At 39.6% G+C, this 18,725-nt stretch carries 15 protein-coding genes; 7 read left to right on the top strand and 8 right to left on the bottom strand.

Features of this window, described 5'->3' with window-relative positions; genetic code table 11:
* Nucleotides 1-190: 190 nt before the first annotated feature.
* From BQ9859_RS08945 to BQ9859_RS08925, 4 genes are all read left to right on the top strand, one after another.
* Nucleotides 191-658 (top strand): MarR family winged helix-turn-helix transcriptional regulator, encoded by a 468-nt coding sequence (locus BQ9859_RS08945; protein WP_075877840.1) that lies wholly within the window; start codon nucleotides 191-193, stop codon nucleotides 656-658.
* Nucleotides 652-2,943, top strand: a complete 2,292-nt coding sequence (locus tag BQ9859_RS08940) for an ABC transporter ATP-binding protein (RefSeq protein ID WP_075877839.1) — start codon at nucleotides 652-654, stop codon at nucleotides 2,941-2,943. The genes BQ9859_RS08945 and BQ9859_RS08940 overlap by 7 nt, the downstream gene beginning before the upstream one ends.
* Nucleotides 2,924-4,801 carry an ABC transporter ATP-binding protein gene (locus BQ9859_RS08935; protein WP_075877838.1) on the top strand — a complete coding sequence of 626 codons (1,878 nt, stop codon included), beginning with the start codon at nucleotides 2,924-2,926 and terminating at the stop codon, nucleotides 4,799-4,801. The genes BQ9859_RS08940 and BQ9859_RS08935 overlap by 20 nt, the downstream gene beginning before the upstream one ends.
* 329 nt (nucleotides 4,802-5,130) lie before the next feature.
* Nucleotides 5,131-6,372 carry a saccharopine dehydrogenase family protein gene (locus tag BQ9859_RS08925; protein WP_202613476.1) on the top strand — a complete coding sequence of 414 codons (1,242 nt, stop codon included), beginning with the start codon at nucleotides 5,131-5,133 and terminating at the stop codon, nucleotides 6,370-6,372.
* Between the two features lies 1 nt (nucleotide 6,373).
* Here BQ9859_RS08925 and BQ9859_RS08920 read toward each other — a convergent pair whose 3' ends face one another.
* The 5 genes from BQ9859_RS08920 to BQ9859_RS12745 all read right to left on the bottom strand — a co-directional run bounded on the left by BQ9859_RS08920 (nucleotide 6,374) and on the right by BQ9859_RS12745 (nucleotide 10,988).
* The gene (locus BQ9859_RS08920; RefSeq protein ID WP_202613475.1) at nucleotides 6,374-6,805 is read right to left on the bottom strand and encodes a DUF6198 family protein; all 432 of its coding nucleotides are present in this window, start codon (nucleotides 6,803-6,805) and stop codon (nucleotides 6,374-6,376) included.
* A 330-nt stretch (nucleotides 6,806-7,135) separates the two neighbouring features.
* A complete protein-coding gene (locus BQ9859_RS08915; protein ID WP_456237779.1) occupies nucleotides 7,136-8,341 on the bottom strand; it encodes an FprA family A-type flavoprotein in 1,206 nt (401 codons plus the stop codon).
* 56 nt (nucleotides 8,342-8,397) lie between these two features.
* Entirely contained in the window at nucleotides 8,398-9,525 is a 1,128-nt protein-coding gene (locus BQ9859_RS08910) for a CdaR family transcriptional regulator (RefSeq protein ID WP_075877835.1), read from the bottom strand.
* Between the two features lie 279 nt (nucleotides 9,526-9,804).
* Entirely contained in the window at nucleotides 9,805-10,278 is a 474-nt protein-coding gene (locus tag BQ9859_RS12750; protein ID WP_235846422.1) for a transposase, read from the bottom strand.
* Entirely contained in the window at nucleotides 10,275-10,988 is a 714-nt protein-coding gene (locus BQ9859_RS12745; protein WP_235846421.1) for an IS110 family transposase, read from the bottom strand. The genes BQ9859_RS12750 and BQ9859_RS12745 overlap by 4 nt, the downstream gene beginning before the upstream one ends.
* 312 nt (nucleotides 10,989-11,300) lie before the next feature.
* Between BQ9859_RS12745 and BQ9859_RS08900 the strand changes: the two genes are divergently transcribed.
* From BQ9859_RS08900 to BQ9859_RS08890, 3 genes are all read left to right on the top strand, one after another.
* Nucleotides 11,301-12,431 (top strand): glycerate kinase family protein, encoded by a 1,131-nt coding sequence (locus tag BQ9859_RS08900; RefSeq protein ID WP_075877834.1) that lies wholly within the window; start codon nucleotides 11,301-11,303, stop codon nucleotides 12,429-12,431.
* 89 nt (nucleotides 12,432-12,520) lie between these two features.
* Nucleotides 12,521-13,243, top strand: coding sequence for an N-acetylmuramoyl-L-alanine amidase family protein (locus tag BQ9859_RS08895; protein ID WP_083662810.1), 723 nt, complete (start codon nucleotides 12,521-12,523; stop codon nucleotides 13,241-13,243).
* 91 nt (nucleotides 13,244-13,334) lie between these two features.
* A complete protein-coding gene (locus tag BQ9859_RS08890; RefSeq protein WP_075877133.1) occupies nucleotides 13,335-14,918 on the top strand; it encodes an IS1182 family transposase in 1,584 nt (527 codons plus the stop codon).
* 161 nt (nucleotides 14,919-15,079) lie between these two features.
* Here BQ9859_RS08890 and BQ9859_RS08885 read toward each other — a convergent pair whose 3' ends face one another.
* From BQ9859_RS08885 to BQ9859_RS08875, 3 genes are read right to left on the bottom strand one after another with little or no spacing between them, the layout of a single operon-like run.
* Nucleotides 15,080-16,693, bottom strand: a complete 1,614-nt coding sequence (locus BQ9859_RS08885; RefSeq protein ID WP_075877833.1) for a CTP synthase — start codon at nucleotides 16,691-16,693, stop codon at nucleotides 15,080-15,082.
* 3 nt (nucleotides 16,694-16,696) lie between these two features.
* Nucleotides 16,697-17,272, bottom strand: a complete 576-nt coding sequence (locus BQ9859_RS08880; RefSeq protein WP_075877832.1) for an ANTAR domain-containing response regulator — start codon at nucleotides 17,270-17,272, stop codon at nucleotides 16,697-16,699.
* 26 nt (nucleotides 17,273-17,298) lie between these two features.
* Nucleotides 17,299-18,495, bottom strand: a complete 1,197-nt coding sequence (locus tag BQ9859_RS08875; RefSeq protein WP_075877831.1) for a glutamine synthetase family protein — start codon at nucleotides 18,493-18,495, stop codon at nucleotides 17,299-17,301.
* Nucleotides 18,496-18,725 lie beyond the last annotated feature (230 nt).

The following is an 18,725-nucleotide window of genomic DNA, read 5'->3' as shown; positions in this document are numbered from 1 at the left end:
TTCTTTTGACCAAAGAGCGTTGTAATAGAAAAGGATAGGTGATCGTGACACCTATCCTTTTCTATTGTAATGTCCTTATAAAATTATGGGAAATTTTGTGAACGATAATGATTGACAAGAAACATTTTTTGCATATAATACTTTAGTAAGTTAATTGTTAAGTAACTTAAGTTTTTTTGGAGGCGATTCGATGGATGAAAAAGAGATTATGCATCAATTACTGACTTTATTCTATATATTTCAAAAAAAGAATAAAAAGGTGCACAGCGGGATGAAATTTCGTGATTTGATGATCTTGCATTCCATTTTACAATGTCAACGGCGAGGTGCCCCGGTAAAGATGAATGATATCAGCGGTCATTTTAAAGTGACGCCGGCAGCGGTATCGCAGGTAGTAAAGACATTTGAAGAAAAAGGATGGGTGGAACGGGTCATTCCTGCAAATGATCGGCGAACGACCTATCTGCATGCAACGTCTGAGGCACAGTTGCAGATGTCAAGATGTTATCAACAAGTCCAAAGAAACCTGCATTCGTTTCTTTTGTCACTTGGAGAAGAGGATGCAAATGCACTTGTACGTATATTAGATAAAGCTGTAGCCTATTATCAGGAACAAGACAGCAACGTGGAATCTAAGAGAGGAGAAACTGCATGTTAAAACTGAGAAAGTATCTGAAACCATTTATCGGATCCATACTTGTCATCATCGTTTTGCTTTTTGGACAGGCGATGTGCGAATTGACCATGCCAGACTATATGTCCAATATCGTCAATACCGGTATCAATGCACATGGCATTGAAGATGGGGTGTTACAGGCTGTTCGTTCACAAGAGTATGAAAAAATGGCTGTATTTATGAGTGATGAACAAAAGAAGGTCTTTGCGGACAGCTATGAACTGATCACAGTTCAAGATGCGACACAGGCAGATCAGGATGCGTATCCTGCAGTGAAAAAGGAAGATCTTTTTGTTTTAAAGGAAAATGCCCCTTATTCGCATGAAGAAATCAAAATGGCATTGTCACAAGCAGAAACTTGCGTGATGGGAGTGGATCAGCAAGAAGGTACGTTGAAAAAGGCAATGCAAGATGCAGATACGAGAGCTTCTTTAACGGATGAACAAAAACAAATGCTGGCTATGTACGAACAGCTGCCAGAAGGAAAGGATCTGTATGATCTTTTGTCGATGCTGCCGCAAGAACAGTTAGATGCGATGATATCGCAAATGAATGTATTGGGGGATGCAATGGGACAAAGCACGATCGATACTGCAAATGCACAATTTGTCTTGGAAGAATATAAGGCAATCGGTATGGATACCGATTCTATTCAATATGCATATTTGTTTAGCAATGGCGGGCTCATGTTGTTGCTGGCACTGGGATCAGCAACCTGTGCGGTCTGTGTTGGATTCTTGGCCAGCCGTATTGCAGCTGGATTGGGAAAGCATGTTCGACATGATGTTTTTGAAAAAGTAGAAAGTTTTTCCCTCATAGAATTTGGACGTTTTTCAACAAATACGTTATTGACAAGAACGACCAACGATATTCAACAGGTACAGATGGTTTTGGTCATGATGCTGCGAATGGTCATTTATGCGCCGATCATCGGTATCGGAGCTTTGATCAAAGTGTTGACATCCGATGTCAGCATGACCTGGATCATTGCCCTGGTCATCATTGTCATCTTGGGAATCATGGGCAGTGCGTTCCTGGTCGTATTACCAAAATTCCGCATCACACAAAAATTGATGGACCACTTGAATGCAGTTGTTCGTGAATTTTTAGACGGTATGTCTGTGATTCGTGCATTTAACAATCAGAAAGTGGAAGAGAAAAAATTTGAAGAAGCCAACCGCCGCATCATGAAAAACTTGTTGTTTGTCGGCCGTTCAATGGGCTTGTTGATGCCGTTGATCATGCTGGTGATGAACTGCACCTCCATTTTGATCGTTTGGGTCGGGGCACATCAAGTGGGTGACGGTGTCATGCAGGTTGGAGATATGATGGCATTCATGCAGTATGCGATGCAGATCATCATGGCTTTTATGATGATCACAATGTTGTCAATCATGATCCCACGTGCATCAGTAGCTGCCGGACGAATCGATGAAGTCTTAAAGACTCAGCCGCAGATCAAAGATCCTGTGCAGGTAAAATCATTTGATGAAACAAAGAAAGGCTGTGTACAATTCCAAGATGTTTCTTTTCGATATCCTGGAGCAGAAGAACCCATTCTGCATCATTTGAGTTTCACCGCACAGCCCGGTCAAACGACTGCATTTATCGGAAGCACTGGCAGCGGCAAATCAACATTGATCAATTTGGTTCCTAGATTTTTTGACGCAAGCGAAGGAACGGTACTGGTCGATGGTGTCGATGTGAAGGATGTTTCCCAGCATGATTTGCGGGAACGTATCGGATATGTTCCACAAAAAGGGTATCTGTTCACAGGAACGATTGCCACAAACTTGCAGTATGCGAAAAAAGATGCAGACAGAAAAGAGATGGAAGAAGCCAGCAGCATTGCGCAGGCAATGGAATTTATCGAGGAAAAGCCGGAAGGTTTTGATACACCGATCGCACAAGGGGGAAGCAATGTATCCGGCGGTCAGCGTCAACGATTATCCATTGCACGCGCATTGATGAAACAACCAGAAATATTTATCTTTGACGATACTTTTTCTGCATTGGATTTTAAGACCGATGCTCGTTTACGAAAAGCGTTGACTAAAATGTGCAAAGAAAAGGGCAGTACCGTTTTGATGGTAGCACAGCGTATTTCGTCTATTTTGCATGCAGATCAGATCATTGTATTGGATAAAGGAAGAATCGTAGGAATCGGCACCCATCAGGAATTGATGAACGATTGCGATGTTTATCGCGAGATCGCCTACAGTCAGTTATCAAAGGAGGAATTGGAAGATGAGCAAACAATCGAATAATTCTTCAAGACCAGTGAGAAGAGGTCCAATGGGCGGCATGCATGGAGGACACGGTCCTGCTGAAAAAGCAAAAAATTTCAAAGGTACGATGATACGTCTGATTCGATATCTGAAACCGTACCGTATCAATATTCTTATATCCTTTCTATTCTCTATTTGTTCAGTGATCTTTATGGTCGTGGGACCAAAGATCTTGGGAAATGCAACGACCGAATTGACAAAAGGTTTTATGGCCAAGATCTATGGCACTGGTGATATTGATTTTGGCGCAATTGAGGTCATCTTATTGCAATTGATCGGCTTATATCTGATTTCGACTCTTTGCGGTTTCATCCAAAGTTGGCTGATGGCCGGGGTCTCTCAAAAAGTTGCTTACAATCTGCGCAATGAGATGGCTCAAAAAGTAAATCGGCTGCCGTTTGCTTATTTTGATAGACAGTCACATGGAGAGGTACTTTCTCGTTTTTCAAACGATGTGGATATGATCCAACAGACCATGAATCAATCTTTATCACAATTGTTGAACAGTTTTGTACAAGTGGTTGGTTATCTGGTAATGATGTTGAGCATTTCATTGCCGATGACATTGATTGCTTTGATCGTTGTTCCGCTTTCACTGCTTTTGATCACGACCGTTGTTAAACACTCGCAGCGATTCTTTGCGGCACAGCAACGTTCTTTAGGAAATGTCAACGGTCATATTGAAGAGATGTATGGGGCGCATATCATCATGAAAGCATTCAACGGGGAAGAGGAGAGCATGGAAACCTTTGACCGCTTGAATGATGAATTGTATGAGTCGGCATGGAAATCGCAATTTCTAAGTGGATTGATGCAGCCGATCAGTGTATTTGTCGGCAATCTAGGCTATGTAGGCGTGGCTATTCTTGGCGGTTATTTAGCGATGCAGGGATCGATCACGATTGGTGATATTCAATCCTTCATCACTTATGTCCGCAGCTTTAATCAGCCGATTTCAATGATTGCGCAGAATATGAATATCTTGCAGTCAACTGCGGCAGCTGCAGAACGTGTATTTGAATTCTTAAGCGAAGAGGAAGAAGTAGAAGAATGCAAAGATCCAGTAGAAATCTTTGATGCACAAGGCAATACAAAGATTCAAGGTCAGGTTACATTTGAAAATGTACACTTTGGTTATACACCGGATAAGATCATCATTCATGATTTCTCGATGTATATCAAACCAGGCAAGAAGATTGCAATCGTTGGTCCAACCGGTGCTGGAAAGACAACGATCATCAAACTGCTGATGCGTTTTTACGAATTAAACAGCGGTGCCATTTATATCGATGGCATTCAAACAACACAGATGCGAAGAAAAGATTTGCGTGCTTTGTTTGGTATGGTGTTACAAGATGCCTGGCTGTTTAATGGAACGATCATGGAAAACCTGCGGTATGGAAAATTAGATGCCAGTGATGAAGAAGTGATCAAAGCAGCAGATGCAGCCTATGTTGATCATTTTATCCGTACGCTGGATCATGGATATGATACGATCATCAATGAAGAAAGCAGCAATATCTCACAAGGACAAAAACAGTTGTTGACCATTGCCCGTGCCTTTCTTGCGGATCCAAAGATCTTGATCTTGGATGAAGCAACGAGCAGTGTCGATACGCGTACGGAGGTATTGATCCAAAAAGGTATGGATAAATTAATGGAGAATCGTACCAGCTTTGTCATTGCTCATCGTTTATCGACGATTCGTGATGCGGATTTGATCTTGGTCATGAAAGATGGCGATATCATTGAAGCAGGCAATCATGAAGAATTGATGAAGGCGAATGGTTTCTATACACAATTGTATAATTCTCAATTTGACAGCGAAGAAGAGTAAATAAAAAGCAGCGGATGCTGCTTTTTTTAGGATCGATTATGAATTGACATTTTGATTATTTTTTGTTACATTGAACATACAAAAATTGAATTGGATGACGCCAACTTTAGACACTGGATATAGGGCCGAAGCAGCAAGCTGTTTGATATCTGCATTTGGATCAAAAGCGGAAACTAGCAGGCAAAAGGAAGGTTGGCTGACAGCTCTTTGGAGAGAATACGAATATGTATCACCTACGTGGATATAACCAACTGGTAAAGGGACAAAGAAGATAAAATGCAGCAGCATTTTTCTTCTTTTTTTGTATTCAAATGCCAGGAGGTAGGAAGATGAAAATGAGAATGATGGTCGTAGGATCCGGTGCCGTCGCACACTGTATCGTCAAACAGCTGTTAAAACGCGATCCCAAGAAAGAGTGGTTTGCTTACGCATTGTTATGTGATATTGATATCAGACATGCAGAAAAGATTCAGGCAGATTGCAGCGACACGCGTATTGCATGCGCAAAACTAGATGCGACAGACAAGCAAGCAATGGTTGATTTGATGAAGGAACACCAGATCACGTTTGTTTTGGATGCGGCTAGTCCTTTTTGTGCAAACTATATTTTTGATGCAGCATTTGAGGCAAAGGCAGATTATGCAAATTTAGGTACTTGGTCTGTACCTAAGAAAGTACCGGCTTATGGAGAGGGAATCGAAAATAGTTATGATGAAGTCATGACTGCTTATCATTTTGACCGTCATGAACAATGGAAAAAACAAGGAAACATGGCTTTGATCTGTCTAGGCATTGATCCAGGTGTCGTAAATGTATTTGCCAAATACTTATGCGCATATGAATTTGACCGGGTACAGGAACTGCATGTAAAAGATGGAGGAGATCTTCATGCTTTGCAATCTGATCCGGAGGATATCGTATTTGGTTTTAATGTCTGGACCGTATTAGATGAAGTGATGAATCCCAATGTTGAATATATAGATGGGAGATATATCGTAGAAAAAGCATTTGCCGGTGAAGAGCAGTTTTGCATGCCGGAAGCAGGCATGAATACTTTGGTGAAGGTAGAACATGAAGAAACAGTAACGATGCCGAGATATTTGTCACAGTATGGTTTGAAGCGCTGCAGTTTTAAGATTGCACTAGATGAAAACTTGATTCAGGCACTAAAGGTATTGGATAAGCTCCATTTAAACTCAATCGAACCTGTTCAGGTAAAAGATACGATGGTCGTACCAAGAGATGTTATTGCAGCCTGCGCACCTCAGCCGAGCGAGCAAACAAAAATGGCCGGCAATATGATTGTCGGCGTCTATGCCATTGGACAAAAAGATGGAAAAGAGAAAAAAGTGATGATGTATCAGAAATTTTCACAGGAAGAAGCAATGCAGCAGTTTGGCTTGCAGGCAGTTGTTGCTCAAACAGGATTTGGAGCTGCCATTGCCATTGAATTGTATGCAAGAGATATTTATCATCAGGCAGGCGTCTACTCATTAGAAGCATTTGATCCGATGCCGTTTTTAGAGCTGATGAAAGAAACCAATTTCCATTTTGCTGTCCAAACTTATTAAATCAATAAACTAGATTCGTCAGTTTACTGATCTTTTTCTGCGTAAAATGATGATAGAGAGCCATGATCCGCCCGACACCGATCATTGCGATCAGTGTACCAATGCCGATTCCTACAATTTGATTGGCAATCAAAAGACTCAAACAAATCGTGATCGAAATATTTAACAGATCAAAACAATTTTTTGTAAATCCAACACTTTTATGTATCGCATCGGCGATTGCTTGTACGATGCCATCTCCTGGATTTGGAACTAATCGCATCGAAAGCGACATAGCTGCTCCTACACCTGTAAATACGATTGCGAAAAAAAGGACGAGAAGACGAATCGGTAATTGCTCATTCGCATCGGATGAAAAAGCTGGCAGCAAAAAAGCAAAGATATTTAAAAATCGAGTAAATATGATACTGAGCGGTATTTGTAAAACATCCATCAACAAGATTAGTTTGTTGTCGTTTTTATTGCCGCTTTTTTGATGTAAAAGCTATGCAATAGGAGTTGCAGAATAACAAAAAAACAATAATAAATCAGTGTCGCATTTCCAAAATTGAAATAGAAGATATTTGAAATACTGTAAGGCACAGAAATGATCGGGGAGACCCCTAATCCCGCTTTTGTATTTAGCGTCAAACCCATGGACAAGATCAATAATCCCAACGTGTAAAAGAAAAAAACGATAAACAGTATTTTTATTCATATAAATCCCCCTTAGTCAAAAAGAAAAAGGCCGATATAGAATCAGCCTTGATCGATGCATATATGTTTATGCCAATGAATCAACGATGCATTGAGCCAGCGTTTCTAGTTGCTGACGGCTATCCTCCTTTAAGGATGAACGAACGGTAACTTTTGGTTCCAGAATTTGCATATCTTTTATTCCTTGCAAAAATTCATTCATCAATTTGCCGCTCAGTGGTCCCCATGTTCCATTTTCAATCAATGCTACACAGCGTTTTTGTAAATTGAGCGCCTTCAGATCATGGAGATAGTTGTACATAGCTGGATAGATCTCATTATTGTAAGTAGGTGCAGCCAGTACAAGGTGACTGTAACGGAATGATTCGGCAATCAACGTCGATACATGCGTATTGGAGACATCATATACTGCTATTTTATGAATTCCTTTGTCAGCAAGCATGCCTGCTAAGATATTCGCTGCATTTTCTGTATTTCCATACATGGAACCATAAAGAATGACAACACCTTTTTCTTCCGGAGTATAGGTGCTCCACAATTGATATTTCTCTAAAATATAGCTAATGTTCTTTCTCCAGACGATGCCGTGAAGAGGTGCGATCATTTGAATATCGACAGCCCCTGCCTTTTTCAATGCCGTCTGTACTTGAACGCCATATTTTCCAACGATATTTGTATAATAGCGGCGTGCATCATTTAACCATTCGCTGTCCAGATCGATTTCATCATCAAACAGGGTGCCGTTTAAAGCACCAAAGCTGCCAAATGCATCTGCAGAGAACAAAATCTTTTCGCTGGCTTCATAAGTCATCATGACTTCCGGCCAATGAACCATTGGTGCGAATACGAAATGCAGTTCATGTGTTCCAAGAGAAAGCGTATCTTTTTCTGTTACTGTAATAGTGCGATCATGGAGATCCATATCGTAGAATTGTCCGATGAAACTTAATGTTTTTGCATTTCCTACAATTTTCATATCAGGAAAACGCAGTGCCAATTCTTCAATATTTGCACAATGGTCGGGTTCCATATGATTCACGACCAAATAGTCTAATGAGCGTCCGTTTAATGTTGCCAACACATTTTCAATAAACTGTTGACGGATGGAAGCATCTGCCGTATCTAGTAAACAAGTTTTTTCATCTAATATCAGATAAGAATTGTATGAGACACCACGTGGGATCGGAAATAAATTTTCAAATAAAGCTAACCGGCGATCACTGCCACCGACCCATACGATAGAATCTGTGATTTTACGAGTACAGTACATCATATAACCTCTTTTCTTTCTTGCCTTTTCTTCAATCGGTATTATTATATCCATTTTTTTCATATTGTCCAATGATATGCACTATTTTTTTGCAAATTCAGCTCATATTTATAACGGTACAGCAATGCAGCTGTTTTCAAAATAGTGAAATCATGATATTGACGAGGATCATATCCTGTTTCTTGGATGATCTGCAAGATCTTGTATTGTATTGTGTTTTTATGCATATTCCCTATTTCTGCGGCTTTTTTCAAAGAACCGTTTGCCTGTTCATAAAGATCTAAAAAAGAAAGGATACTCATGATTTTTTCTTGCGGAAGGGAATGAAAAACAGATTGTAAAAATGGAGTGTTATCCTGTTGCGTCAGCCATGGCACCAGCATGCCTAATTCACTTTTTTCATAGGCAATCAATGGTATATGCAGGATTCTTTTCCCCCAGATGGCAGACTGTTTCGCTTGTTGATAAGCAGTGTATAACGCTTTTTTCTCTTCATATGTATTTCCTATGCCCCAGTAGATTTCATCAGCAATTTTCTTTGCTGCATCTATCAATGAATCTATTTTTTGTAATGGAGTTTTATTGATGAGCAAGATCATTTCAGATGAATAAATTGCTTTTTTCTGTATCATTTCTGCATAAGTAGGAGATTCTGTCAGTCGATGCACCTGTTCTATTTGTCCAGCATTCATGGGGCGGGAAGGAATTGCATAAAGAAACTGAAAAGCATGATTTTGAATCGTGTGAAAAGATGGATGCAGATGAGGATCATCACGTGCTTGGATCAGCTGCTCGATCCATAACCGATCATTTGTTCGCTTTTGATTGCGAATATCCCGATCATAGGCGTCACGAATCAATATCTGTGTCATTTTTTGCAAAATCTGTCCATAATACAGTACATCTTTTTCATCACCAGTGATTCCTATGACGCCAATGACTTCATGATCAAAAAAAACGGGCATATTAATTCCTTTTCTAGTACCTTCATATTGATGATCACTATGAATCGTCAGCTGTTTTTTGCTCTGTATGACAATCTGTGCACCTTCATGTATCTGGTTGATACGATTGAAATCTGTGCTGGCAATGATCAGCCCGTTTTCATCCATAAAATTTATTTCTTGATGCAGCACATCATGAATATCGTGAACGATTTGTTGTGCCAAAACAGGTGATAATTTCACTTCAGCATCCTCCTTTGTCTTTTGTACCATATATTTACTTATTAATTATATCATTTTTTGGTCTATAAAATATATTTAAATAGGCAGAAGAGCGATATAATCCCTTATGAAAGCTAACTATATAAAAATCAAGTAGTTTAGATGAAAAAGTTTGAAAATGTAAAACTGTTGATACCAGTTAGCTAATTTTGTAGAGATCTTTGAAAATGTGAATAAAAAGGCATGACAAAAACAACCTGAAAAAGGTTCAATTTTTTGATCTTGATGTGCTCGATCTATTTATCTTAAAAGTTCCGAATCAAACTGTTGATTTGTTGTTACCAAATGATAGATGATGCGTAATAACTTTCTTACACAGTGCCCCTGTGCACATCGATGTCCTTTGCCCTGTGACAGTTTATGACGATAGTAGGCATGGAACACGGGATTGAAGTTTATAACCGGAAGGATAACCTGGTAGAGTGTTTTCCTTAAATAGCGCGATCCTTTCTTGGTGATGGCCGTATGTTGTGCTTCATACTGGCTCGATTTGTGCTTGTAGGGAGATACACCGGCAAACTTTATGATTTGAGAAGCCGTGGAATAGTTGTGCAAATCTCCTAATTCCGCTAAAATGGAAGTACCAGAGAAATGAGAAATCCCTGGTATGCTGAGGATAGGAGAGTTTAGTTGCAGGCTGAATTCTTCTATTTTTTTGTCCAGTTCTCTGATTTGCTCATGGATCAGTTCCATCATGGCAATCAGATGTTTCATTTCAATGACTTCCGCCTTGGAGGGGAAACCAATCGAATTTTTAGCCACTTCTTCAGCCTTTCCGGTGTCAGTGCAATCTGACGGCCTCTTCCATTCGTCTCAAAACATTTACGGATACTGCGTATATTGGCATGAGCGATAGAATCGGCACTGCCGAATGTTTTCAGCACATTCATATAAACGATTCCGTATTTGGATCTAAACAAAGAATTAAATTCAGGAAACACGATATCGATACATTTCTGTAGCTTGTTGGAGTAGACATTCAGCTGTTCCTTGAGGTCGTGATGTTCGCGGGTCAATCGTTTCTGTTCATAGAGTTCAAAGCTGTTGACTTTTGATATCCGGTAACCCTTTCTTCTTTGATTGGAAGCCAGAATATCACAAATCAGCTGGGCATCCAGATTATCATCTTTGGTGGCACCAAGCTGCATTTTACGGGTCATATCGGTAGTTACTGGATTGATCAGGGCAACGGTATGACCGGCATCGAGTAAGAATTTCAAAAGATTGAAATGGTAATGACCGGTATCTTCCATTCCGATGAGAACATTCTTTTCAGGAAATGATTTGATTTTGTTTATTAAAAGATCGAATCCCTGTTTATTGTTTTTGAACGAAACAGGTTCGACAAGAAATTCACCGGTAGTCGAATCCATGATACAGAAGACATGAGAGAGTTTACCGATATCGATTCCGACAAGAAACATAAAAAAAACACGTCCTTTCTAAAAACTATGTGAAGTGAAGAACCACAGCACTTAAACCACAAATCCTGGTGCGCGATATGAATTCAAAGACTCATCTAACTAATCATTGTTTTGGAATAAGGCGTGGTAAGAACCTTTCCAAAGTAGTCAAAGCCACAAGGAGGAATACAAATCCACATTCACATATTTCAATATTCTACAAATGAAACTTACCGTCTTCAACCTACGGTTATAAAAGGTTGATAGAAAGGAAAAGGTATATTGTAGTGACTATTAGATGAGTCTTTTACAATATACCAGGTGGAAGAAAATATGAAAGTATTAGTTGCGGTTGACTCTTTTAAAGGATCCTTATCTTCGTTTGAGGCAGGAATGGCAGTTGCACGTGGTATCGAAAGGACAAAAATAGCTTCAAGTGAAGTCTATGCAGTAGCAGATGGAGGAGAAGGAAGCGTAGAAGCTTTGGCTACACACAAGACTGGACAGTTTCGTGCTTTTACTTGCAGAGATGCTTTTCATCATCCAATTGATGTCGATGTTTTCTTATTCGAGGAAAACGGCATATTATGTGCAGGAGTAGAAGCAGCCTCTATTTTCGGCTTGCATGGTCATGCGGTTTCTTATCAGACCGTAGAGGAGACCAATACATTTGGCGTTGGTGAATTGATCAAAGCCTTGGTGGACGCCCATGTCCAAAAACTATTGTTTTTTCTAGGAGGGACGATCACGACAGACGCCGGCTTAGGTTTATTGCAGGGATTAGGGGTACAGCTGTTTGATGCGAAAAACCATCTGATTTCTTCTACGATCAATCCCTTATTTTCTTTCCATCATTGGGATGTTTCTACTTTTCAACAGGCAAAAGAAATTTGTTCAAAAATAGAGATCGTCATCGGCTGTGATGTAAATGCACCTTTGTTTGGAAAGTCAGGATGTGCTTTGCTTTATGCTCCGCAAAAGGGAGCCAATTTAAGACAGCAAGTGTTATTGGAACGTCAATTGCATTATTTACAAGACTATGTAAAAGAAGATCTGACTCAACCAGGTTGCGGTGCCGGCGGCGGTTGTGGAGCAGGCATGCTTTTGTTAGGCGGTACCCTGACTTCAGGTTTTGAAGTAATCAGCCGCTCATTGGAATTGGAAAAGAAAATACAAGATGCTGACTGGATCGTTACAGGAGAAGGCGGCATGAATGAACAGACTTTACAGGGAAAGTTACCATTCTGTATTGCAAGACTAGCACAGCAATATCGAAAACCGGTTATTGCACTTTGCGGGCAGAAAACAGGCAACATCGATGAGCTGTCAGCCTGTTTTGATGGTATCTTCTCTATACAGCAAGGGGTATATCCGTTGAAAGAAGCAATCGCCCATACAGCAGAGTATCTGGAAGAGAGTGCATATCAGTTATTTCGTCTGATTCATGCTTCTAAAGATCGATAGTCTGTTTCTTCATTGTAGAAACAGTATTCATTCAAATAATATTCATATTTGTTTACTATACTCTTCTTAAGTGAAAGAGGAGTATAGATATGCAGCAGAATAGAAAGAAACGAAAGCAGAACAAAATCCTGATCATTTTATCGGTTATCATGATTATGGTTGTTGTTAAATTATTTTTTCCTTTATTTTCATATGAGAATGCAAGTACCATTTTGATTTCAAACACGGAGCAAGATGATTCTTTGACAATCGTTCTGGATGCTGGTCATGGCGGTTACGACAGCGGCAGTGTCAGCTTGGAGGGAGTATATGAAAAAAACATCACATTAGGTCTGGTGCTGTTAATAGGAGACTATTTGGAAGAGGAAGGAATTAATGTCGTTTATACACGAACAAGCGACGATGTGGAGTGGGAAAGCGATAATTTGATTGATTTGCAATCTCGTGTACAAATTGCGGAAGATGCGCAAGCGGATTATTTTATCTCTATTCATTTAAATTCCAGTGAAGATGGAAATGACATTCGCGGTTATGAGACGTATGTAGATCTAAACGAAGCGTCAACGGTAAGCATGGCAGAAAATATTCATTCACAGCTGTCTGATTTGGATTACAGCATAGATCGAGGATTAAAAGATGCGTATGATAGTTCGCTTTATGTGATCTGTAAGAATTCGATTCCGTCTTTATTATTAGAATTAGGATTTATGAGCAATGCGCAAGATATGAATTTTATTCTTTCCAATCCGGAAGAATTAGCCCAGGCAGTAGCAAAGGGCATTATCATGAGCATTGCTCAAGAAAGCATATAAAAAGAGGCTGTAACGAATAAGGAATAGCCAAAAATAAAAAATGCATCTAATCTCGAAAGAGAAAGGATGCATTTTTTGGTATAATTTAGCTATGAAAAACATCGAAGTGTTAGAGCTAAATCATTCCTATTTGAGCAATAGGAATTATACCGCATTTCAGATGATTTTACCACTGGATTGTGAAAAAAAGATCGATTCTTCTGATCCGGTGTACAGTTTTCTTGAAGTGATGGAAGGAGTCAACTGGAACAAATATCTTGATCACCCTGCTCACAGAGGGCGTGAAGAATATAATCCCTTCAAGATGATCAAAGTCATCCTGTTTGCGTTCATGAATCATATTTATAGTCTAAGAGATATTGAAAAAAGCTGTAGAACGGACATCCGTTTCATGTTCTTGATGCAGGAGGAAACGCCAAGTCACATGGCATTTCATCGTTTCATCCAAAAGTATTTAAAATATGACATCCAATTCATTTTTAGAGATATATTTGAATCAATTGAGATATTAGATCCGTCAATTGATCATGATACGGTTTATATTGATGGAACCAAGCTTGAGGCCAATGCCAACAAGTTTACTTTCATCTGGAAAAAGACCGCAATCAAAACAAGAGATAAAATATTCACTCGATTAAACGAATGGGTCAAGAAACTGGGTGATCGTATTGAAGCATCTCAAAAAGAGGAGTGGACAATAAAAGACATAGAGAATATGGCTAACCAAATTTTTCATATCGTTGAACAAGAGGGAATCACTTTCATTTATGGAAAAGGTAAGCGAAAAAGCCAGATTCAGCGTTATTATGATGAATTGATGAAATACAAAGAAACACTGCAAAACTGTTTGGAAAGAATTGAACTATGCGGACCTGACAGAAACAGCTGTTCGAAAACAGACCACGATGCAACGATGATGCACATGAAAGAGGACCATTACATGAAGACAGGAATCTTCAAGGCAGGATACAATGCACAGATAGCAGTAAGCAGTGAATATATCCAATTGGCTTGTATCTATCAGGATAGAACCGATCAAAAGACATTTATCAAATTTCTTGAAACATTCAGAGCACTTTATAACAGGATGCCTAAAACAGTAGTAGCGGATGCAGGATATGGATCCTATGATAATTATTTCTTCTGTTTAGAAAATGATATGGAAGCCTATATCAAATATATGATGTATTCAAAAGAAAAAGAAACGAGCTACAAGAAAAAAACATTCATCAAATCAAACTGGAACAGAAATGGAAATGGAAGATATATCTGCCCGGCAGGACATGAATTTGGCTGTATCAATGAAACGGTTGATAAGAGAAGCAAATATTATCGAATCAATCAAACGCACAGTTGTGGCAAATGCACGGATTGCCCACTCAAATCTCAATGTACGAAAGCCAAGGGAGATCGAACGATAAGCGTGAATCCGATACTTGAGGAGTTTGAAAGAACAGCGAGAAAAAAACTAAATAGCGAAGAAGGAATCCATCATCGAGTGCAAAGATCCATACAAAGCGAAGGAGCATTTGGAGTGATAAAAGAAGATTATGCTTATGACAGATTACATAGGAGAAGCATCAAAAATGTAGAAATGGAGTTCCTGTTGGTGTGCGTAGGCTTTAATCTGATGAAATATCATAACAAAAAAACAAGAAAAAAAGCACAAGCATAAATAATGTTGATGGGTTTTCCACAATAGGTGTTTTCATAATGCCAAAAAACAGGGATAATTGGGAGAATTGAAACAATTTCAAAGTAAAGAAAAGAAAAAAGAGGTCGTAACCTCAATAGACAGATTCGTTTAATTAAAATCTTCTATTTCGTTACAGCCTCTTATTTTAAGTTGTTTTTTGCCTGTTGCAAGGAAGCACGTACAAAGCCTAAGAATAATGGATGCGGACGATTTGGACGGCTTTTGAATTCAGGATGGAATTGTACTCCGATAAAGAATGGATGATCCTTGATTTCAATGGTTTCAACGATGTGACCGTCAGGTGAGGTGCCGCTGATCACTAATCCGGCTTCTTCTAGTTCTTTGCGGTAGTCATTATTAAATTCATAACGATGACGATGGCGTTCTTGGATTTCTTTTGTCTGATAACAATTCATCATCTGTGTTCCTTCAGCGATGACACAAGGATAGGCACCTAAACGAAGTGTTCCGCCTTTGTTGATGGAATCATTTTGATCTGGAAGGAAGTCTATGACTTTGTGTGTAGAATCGGGATGGAATTCTCTAGAATCCGCATCTTCCCAACCTAGTACATGGCGGGCAAATTCAATGACAGCAATCTGCATGCCTAAGCAGATGCCTAAATATGGTTTCTTTGTACGGCGGCAATGATTGGCAGCAGCGACCATTCCTTCGATACCGCGTTCTCCAAAACCGCCAGGTACGATGATTGCATCGCAATTTTTCAAGCATTCATCTACATTTTGTTCATTTAATAATTCAGAATCGATCCATTCGATGGATACGCTGCAGTCGGAAGCATACCCTCCATGGCGCAAGGCTTCTGCGACAGATAAGTAAGCATCATGCAATTGAACATACTTTCCAACGAGACCGATCGTAGTCCGTTTATGGCAGTTGTGTACCTTTTCCAACATTGCATTCCATTCCTGTAAATCACATGGAGCAGTCGTTAAATGTAATTCGCGGCAGACAATATCTGAAAAATGATTCCGTTCCAACATGATCGGTGCTTCATATAACTGTGGAACAGTCAGATTCTCAATTACACAATCTTCTTTTACATTGCAGAAAAGGGCAATTTTCTTAAAGACGGAATCATCCAAAGGACGATCACAACGCAAGACGACGATATCTGGATGGATTCCCATTCCCTGTAATTCCTTGACAGAATGCTGGGTCGGCTTTGTTTTGTGTTCATAACTGCCGCTTAAATAAGGAACCAGCGTTACGTGGATAAACAGGGCGTTTTCTTCTCCCACTTCTAAACCGACTTGACGAATCGCTTCCAGGAATGGCTGACTTTCGATATCGCCAGTTGTACCGCCGATTTCAGTGATGACGATATCGGCATCCGTTTTTTTACCTACTTGATAGATAAATGTCTTGATTTCATTAGTGATATGAGGGATGACCTGAACGGTTTCTCCTAAATATTCACCGCTGCGTTCTTTATTTAATACATTCCAGTATACCTTTCCTGTGGTTAAGTTAGAGTACTGGTTTAGGTTTTCATCGATAAAGCGTTCATAATGGCCTAAATCTAAATCGGTCTCGGCTCCATCTTCGGTTACGAATACTTCACCGTGTTGAAAAGGACTCATGGTTCCCGGATCAACATTGATATAAGGATCTAATTTTTGTGCTGCCACTTTCAATCCGCGCGCTTTTAATAATCTGCCTAAAGATGCGGCTGTGATTCCTTTACCTAGTCCAGAAACAACACCGCCGGTTACAAAAATATATTTTGTCATAAACTAACTGCCTCCTAGTTTCTTTAATATCTGTCTTGCAATTTCATATTTGGTACAACACTGGTCCATCGCTTTTTTTAATATGAAGTGATGTGCTTTATCTTCACTGTAACCAAAATGTTCGACCAATAACCATTTTGCCTGATTGATTGCTTGAATTTCTTTCATTTTATCTTGTAAAACAAGCGTCTCTTTTTCATAGCGCTCGATACGCTTTTGCAGGGTACACATCAAACGAACGCTTTGATAGAGCGCTTGATGTGAAAGGGGCTTGGCAAGGACTGGAATTCCTACTTCTTCCATGCGTGCTGCCAATGTATGATATAATGTCGCATTCATCAATAATAACAGACCAGGAATACTGCGTTGTGCAATCGATTGCGCAAAACGAAGGCCGCTTTCTTCTTTTAACGGCATATCAATGATCAGCAAATCGATCTTGCGTCCGATGAGCAAACGCTGTGTCTGTGCAATGGTGGAGGAGAAAAGGATGTTATATTGATCTTTCGGTAAAAGTTCTTTTAAAATTTGCATAGGAATTTCACTTTTAGAAACGACCAGAATGCTGTAATTAGGCATGCTTTTCCTCCTCCCCTTTCTTATTCTTATCGATATGCGTGCAGATATGCAGCAGGAATAAATTGTTTGATAAAATCGCTTGCTGCCGCACGATTCCATGCTTCTGCATGGGTAGTAGGTAATTTTTGCAACAGATCGGTTACAGATCGTTGTGCTGTATAGAGATTTACATCAATTGCTTGAGGTGCTTTTCGATGCTTTTGGATACCATCGATTCCTGCATAAATCAAAAGTGCATAACAAAGATAAGGATTGGCCATTGGATCAGGAGATCTTAGCTCAATTCGCTGCTGTCCCCCTTTGACAGCAGGAATGCGGATTAATGTAGAACGATTCTCTTTTGACCAGCTTACGAAACGAGGTGCTTTTTTCTCTCCTAAACGAAGAAAACTGTCTTTATGCGGATTGAAAAAAACCGTCATTTCACAGATATGGTCTAAGATCCCTGCCAGAAAAGCCTCTTGTAATTCAGGGTTCTTTGGTAAAGAAAGATTAATATGCATTCCATTTCCTGCGTGATCTGCTAATGGTTTTGGCGAGAAATCTGCTTCTAATCCATTTCCAGATGCTACCATTTCAACTACCCATTTAAAAGTAGAGGTATGATCTGCGGCAGTCAATGCGTCACTATAATGGAAATCAATTTCATTTTGTCCCGGTCCTTCTTCATGATGGCTGGCTTCCGGCTGAATGCCCATTTCAATCAAGGTAAAGCAGATTTCTCTGCGGATATCTTCTCCTTGATCTTTCGGCGCAACGTCCATATAACCGGCTTGATCAAACGGGATGCGCAGATCTTTATTTTCTTCATCTCTTTGAAATAAGTAAAATTCGACTTCTGCTCCTAAATTGATCTCAATATCATTTTTTTGTGCGTAGGCGACTGCTTGTTTTAATATCCAGCGGCTGTCATCTTGGAAAATGCTTCCATCCGGATAGCGAACATCACAATACAAACGGATCACACGGCCATCCATTGGTCGCCAAGGCAAGATACATAATGTGCTTGGATCAGGATGTAGGAAAAGATCACTTTTACCTTCGTTGCCAAATCCAGCAATTGCACTTGCATCGAAAGAAATACCTTCGTCAAAAGCACGAGGAAGTTCTTGAGGAAGAATAGAGATGTTTTTCTGTACACCGAATACGTCAAAGAAAGCGAGTTTGATAAATTTCACATTTTCTTCTTCAACAAATGTAAGAACATCTTCCTGTGAATACATGTATAACCCTCCTGTCTAAAATGAAAACGCTCATCGTATAAGAAAAGACACTCCTTCCTTTAGATGAACGCCATTGCTCAAATCTCATGAATTAACATAATATTTATACAAAATATGAAATGAAAAGTCAATGAACATTTTGTATTTTTACAGGGGGCATGAAAGAAATGACAATAAGCAAGAAAAATGCGCTTGATTTCGGGAAATCATCACAATTGAGCATTGACAGA

Source organism: Merdibacter massiliensis, from assembly GCF_900155395.1.
GTDB classification, from domain to species: domain Bacteria; phylum Bacillota_I; class Bacilli_A; order Erysipelotrichales; family Erysipelotrichaceae; genus Merdibacter; species Merdibacter massiliensis.
This window is presented reverse-complemented; position numbering and strand designations above follow the sequence as displayed.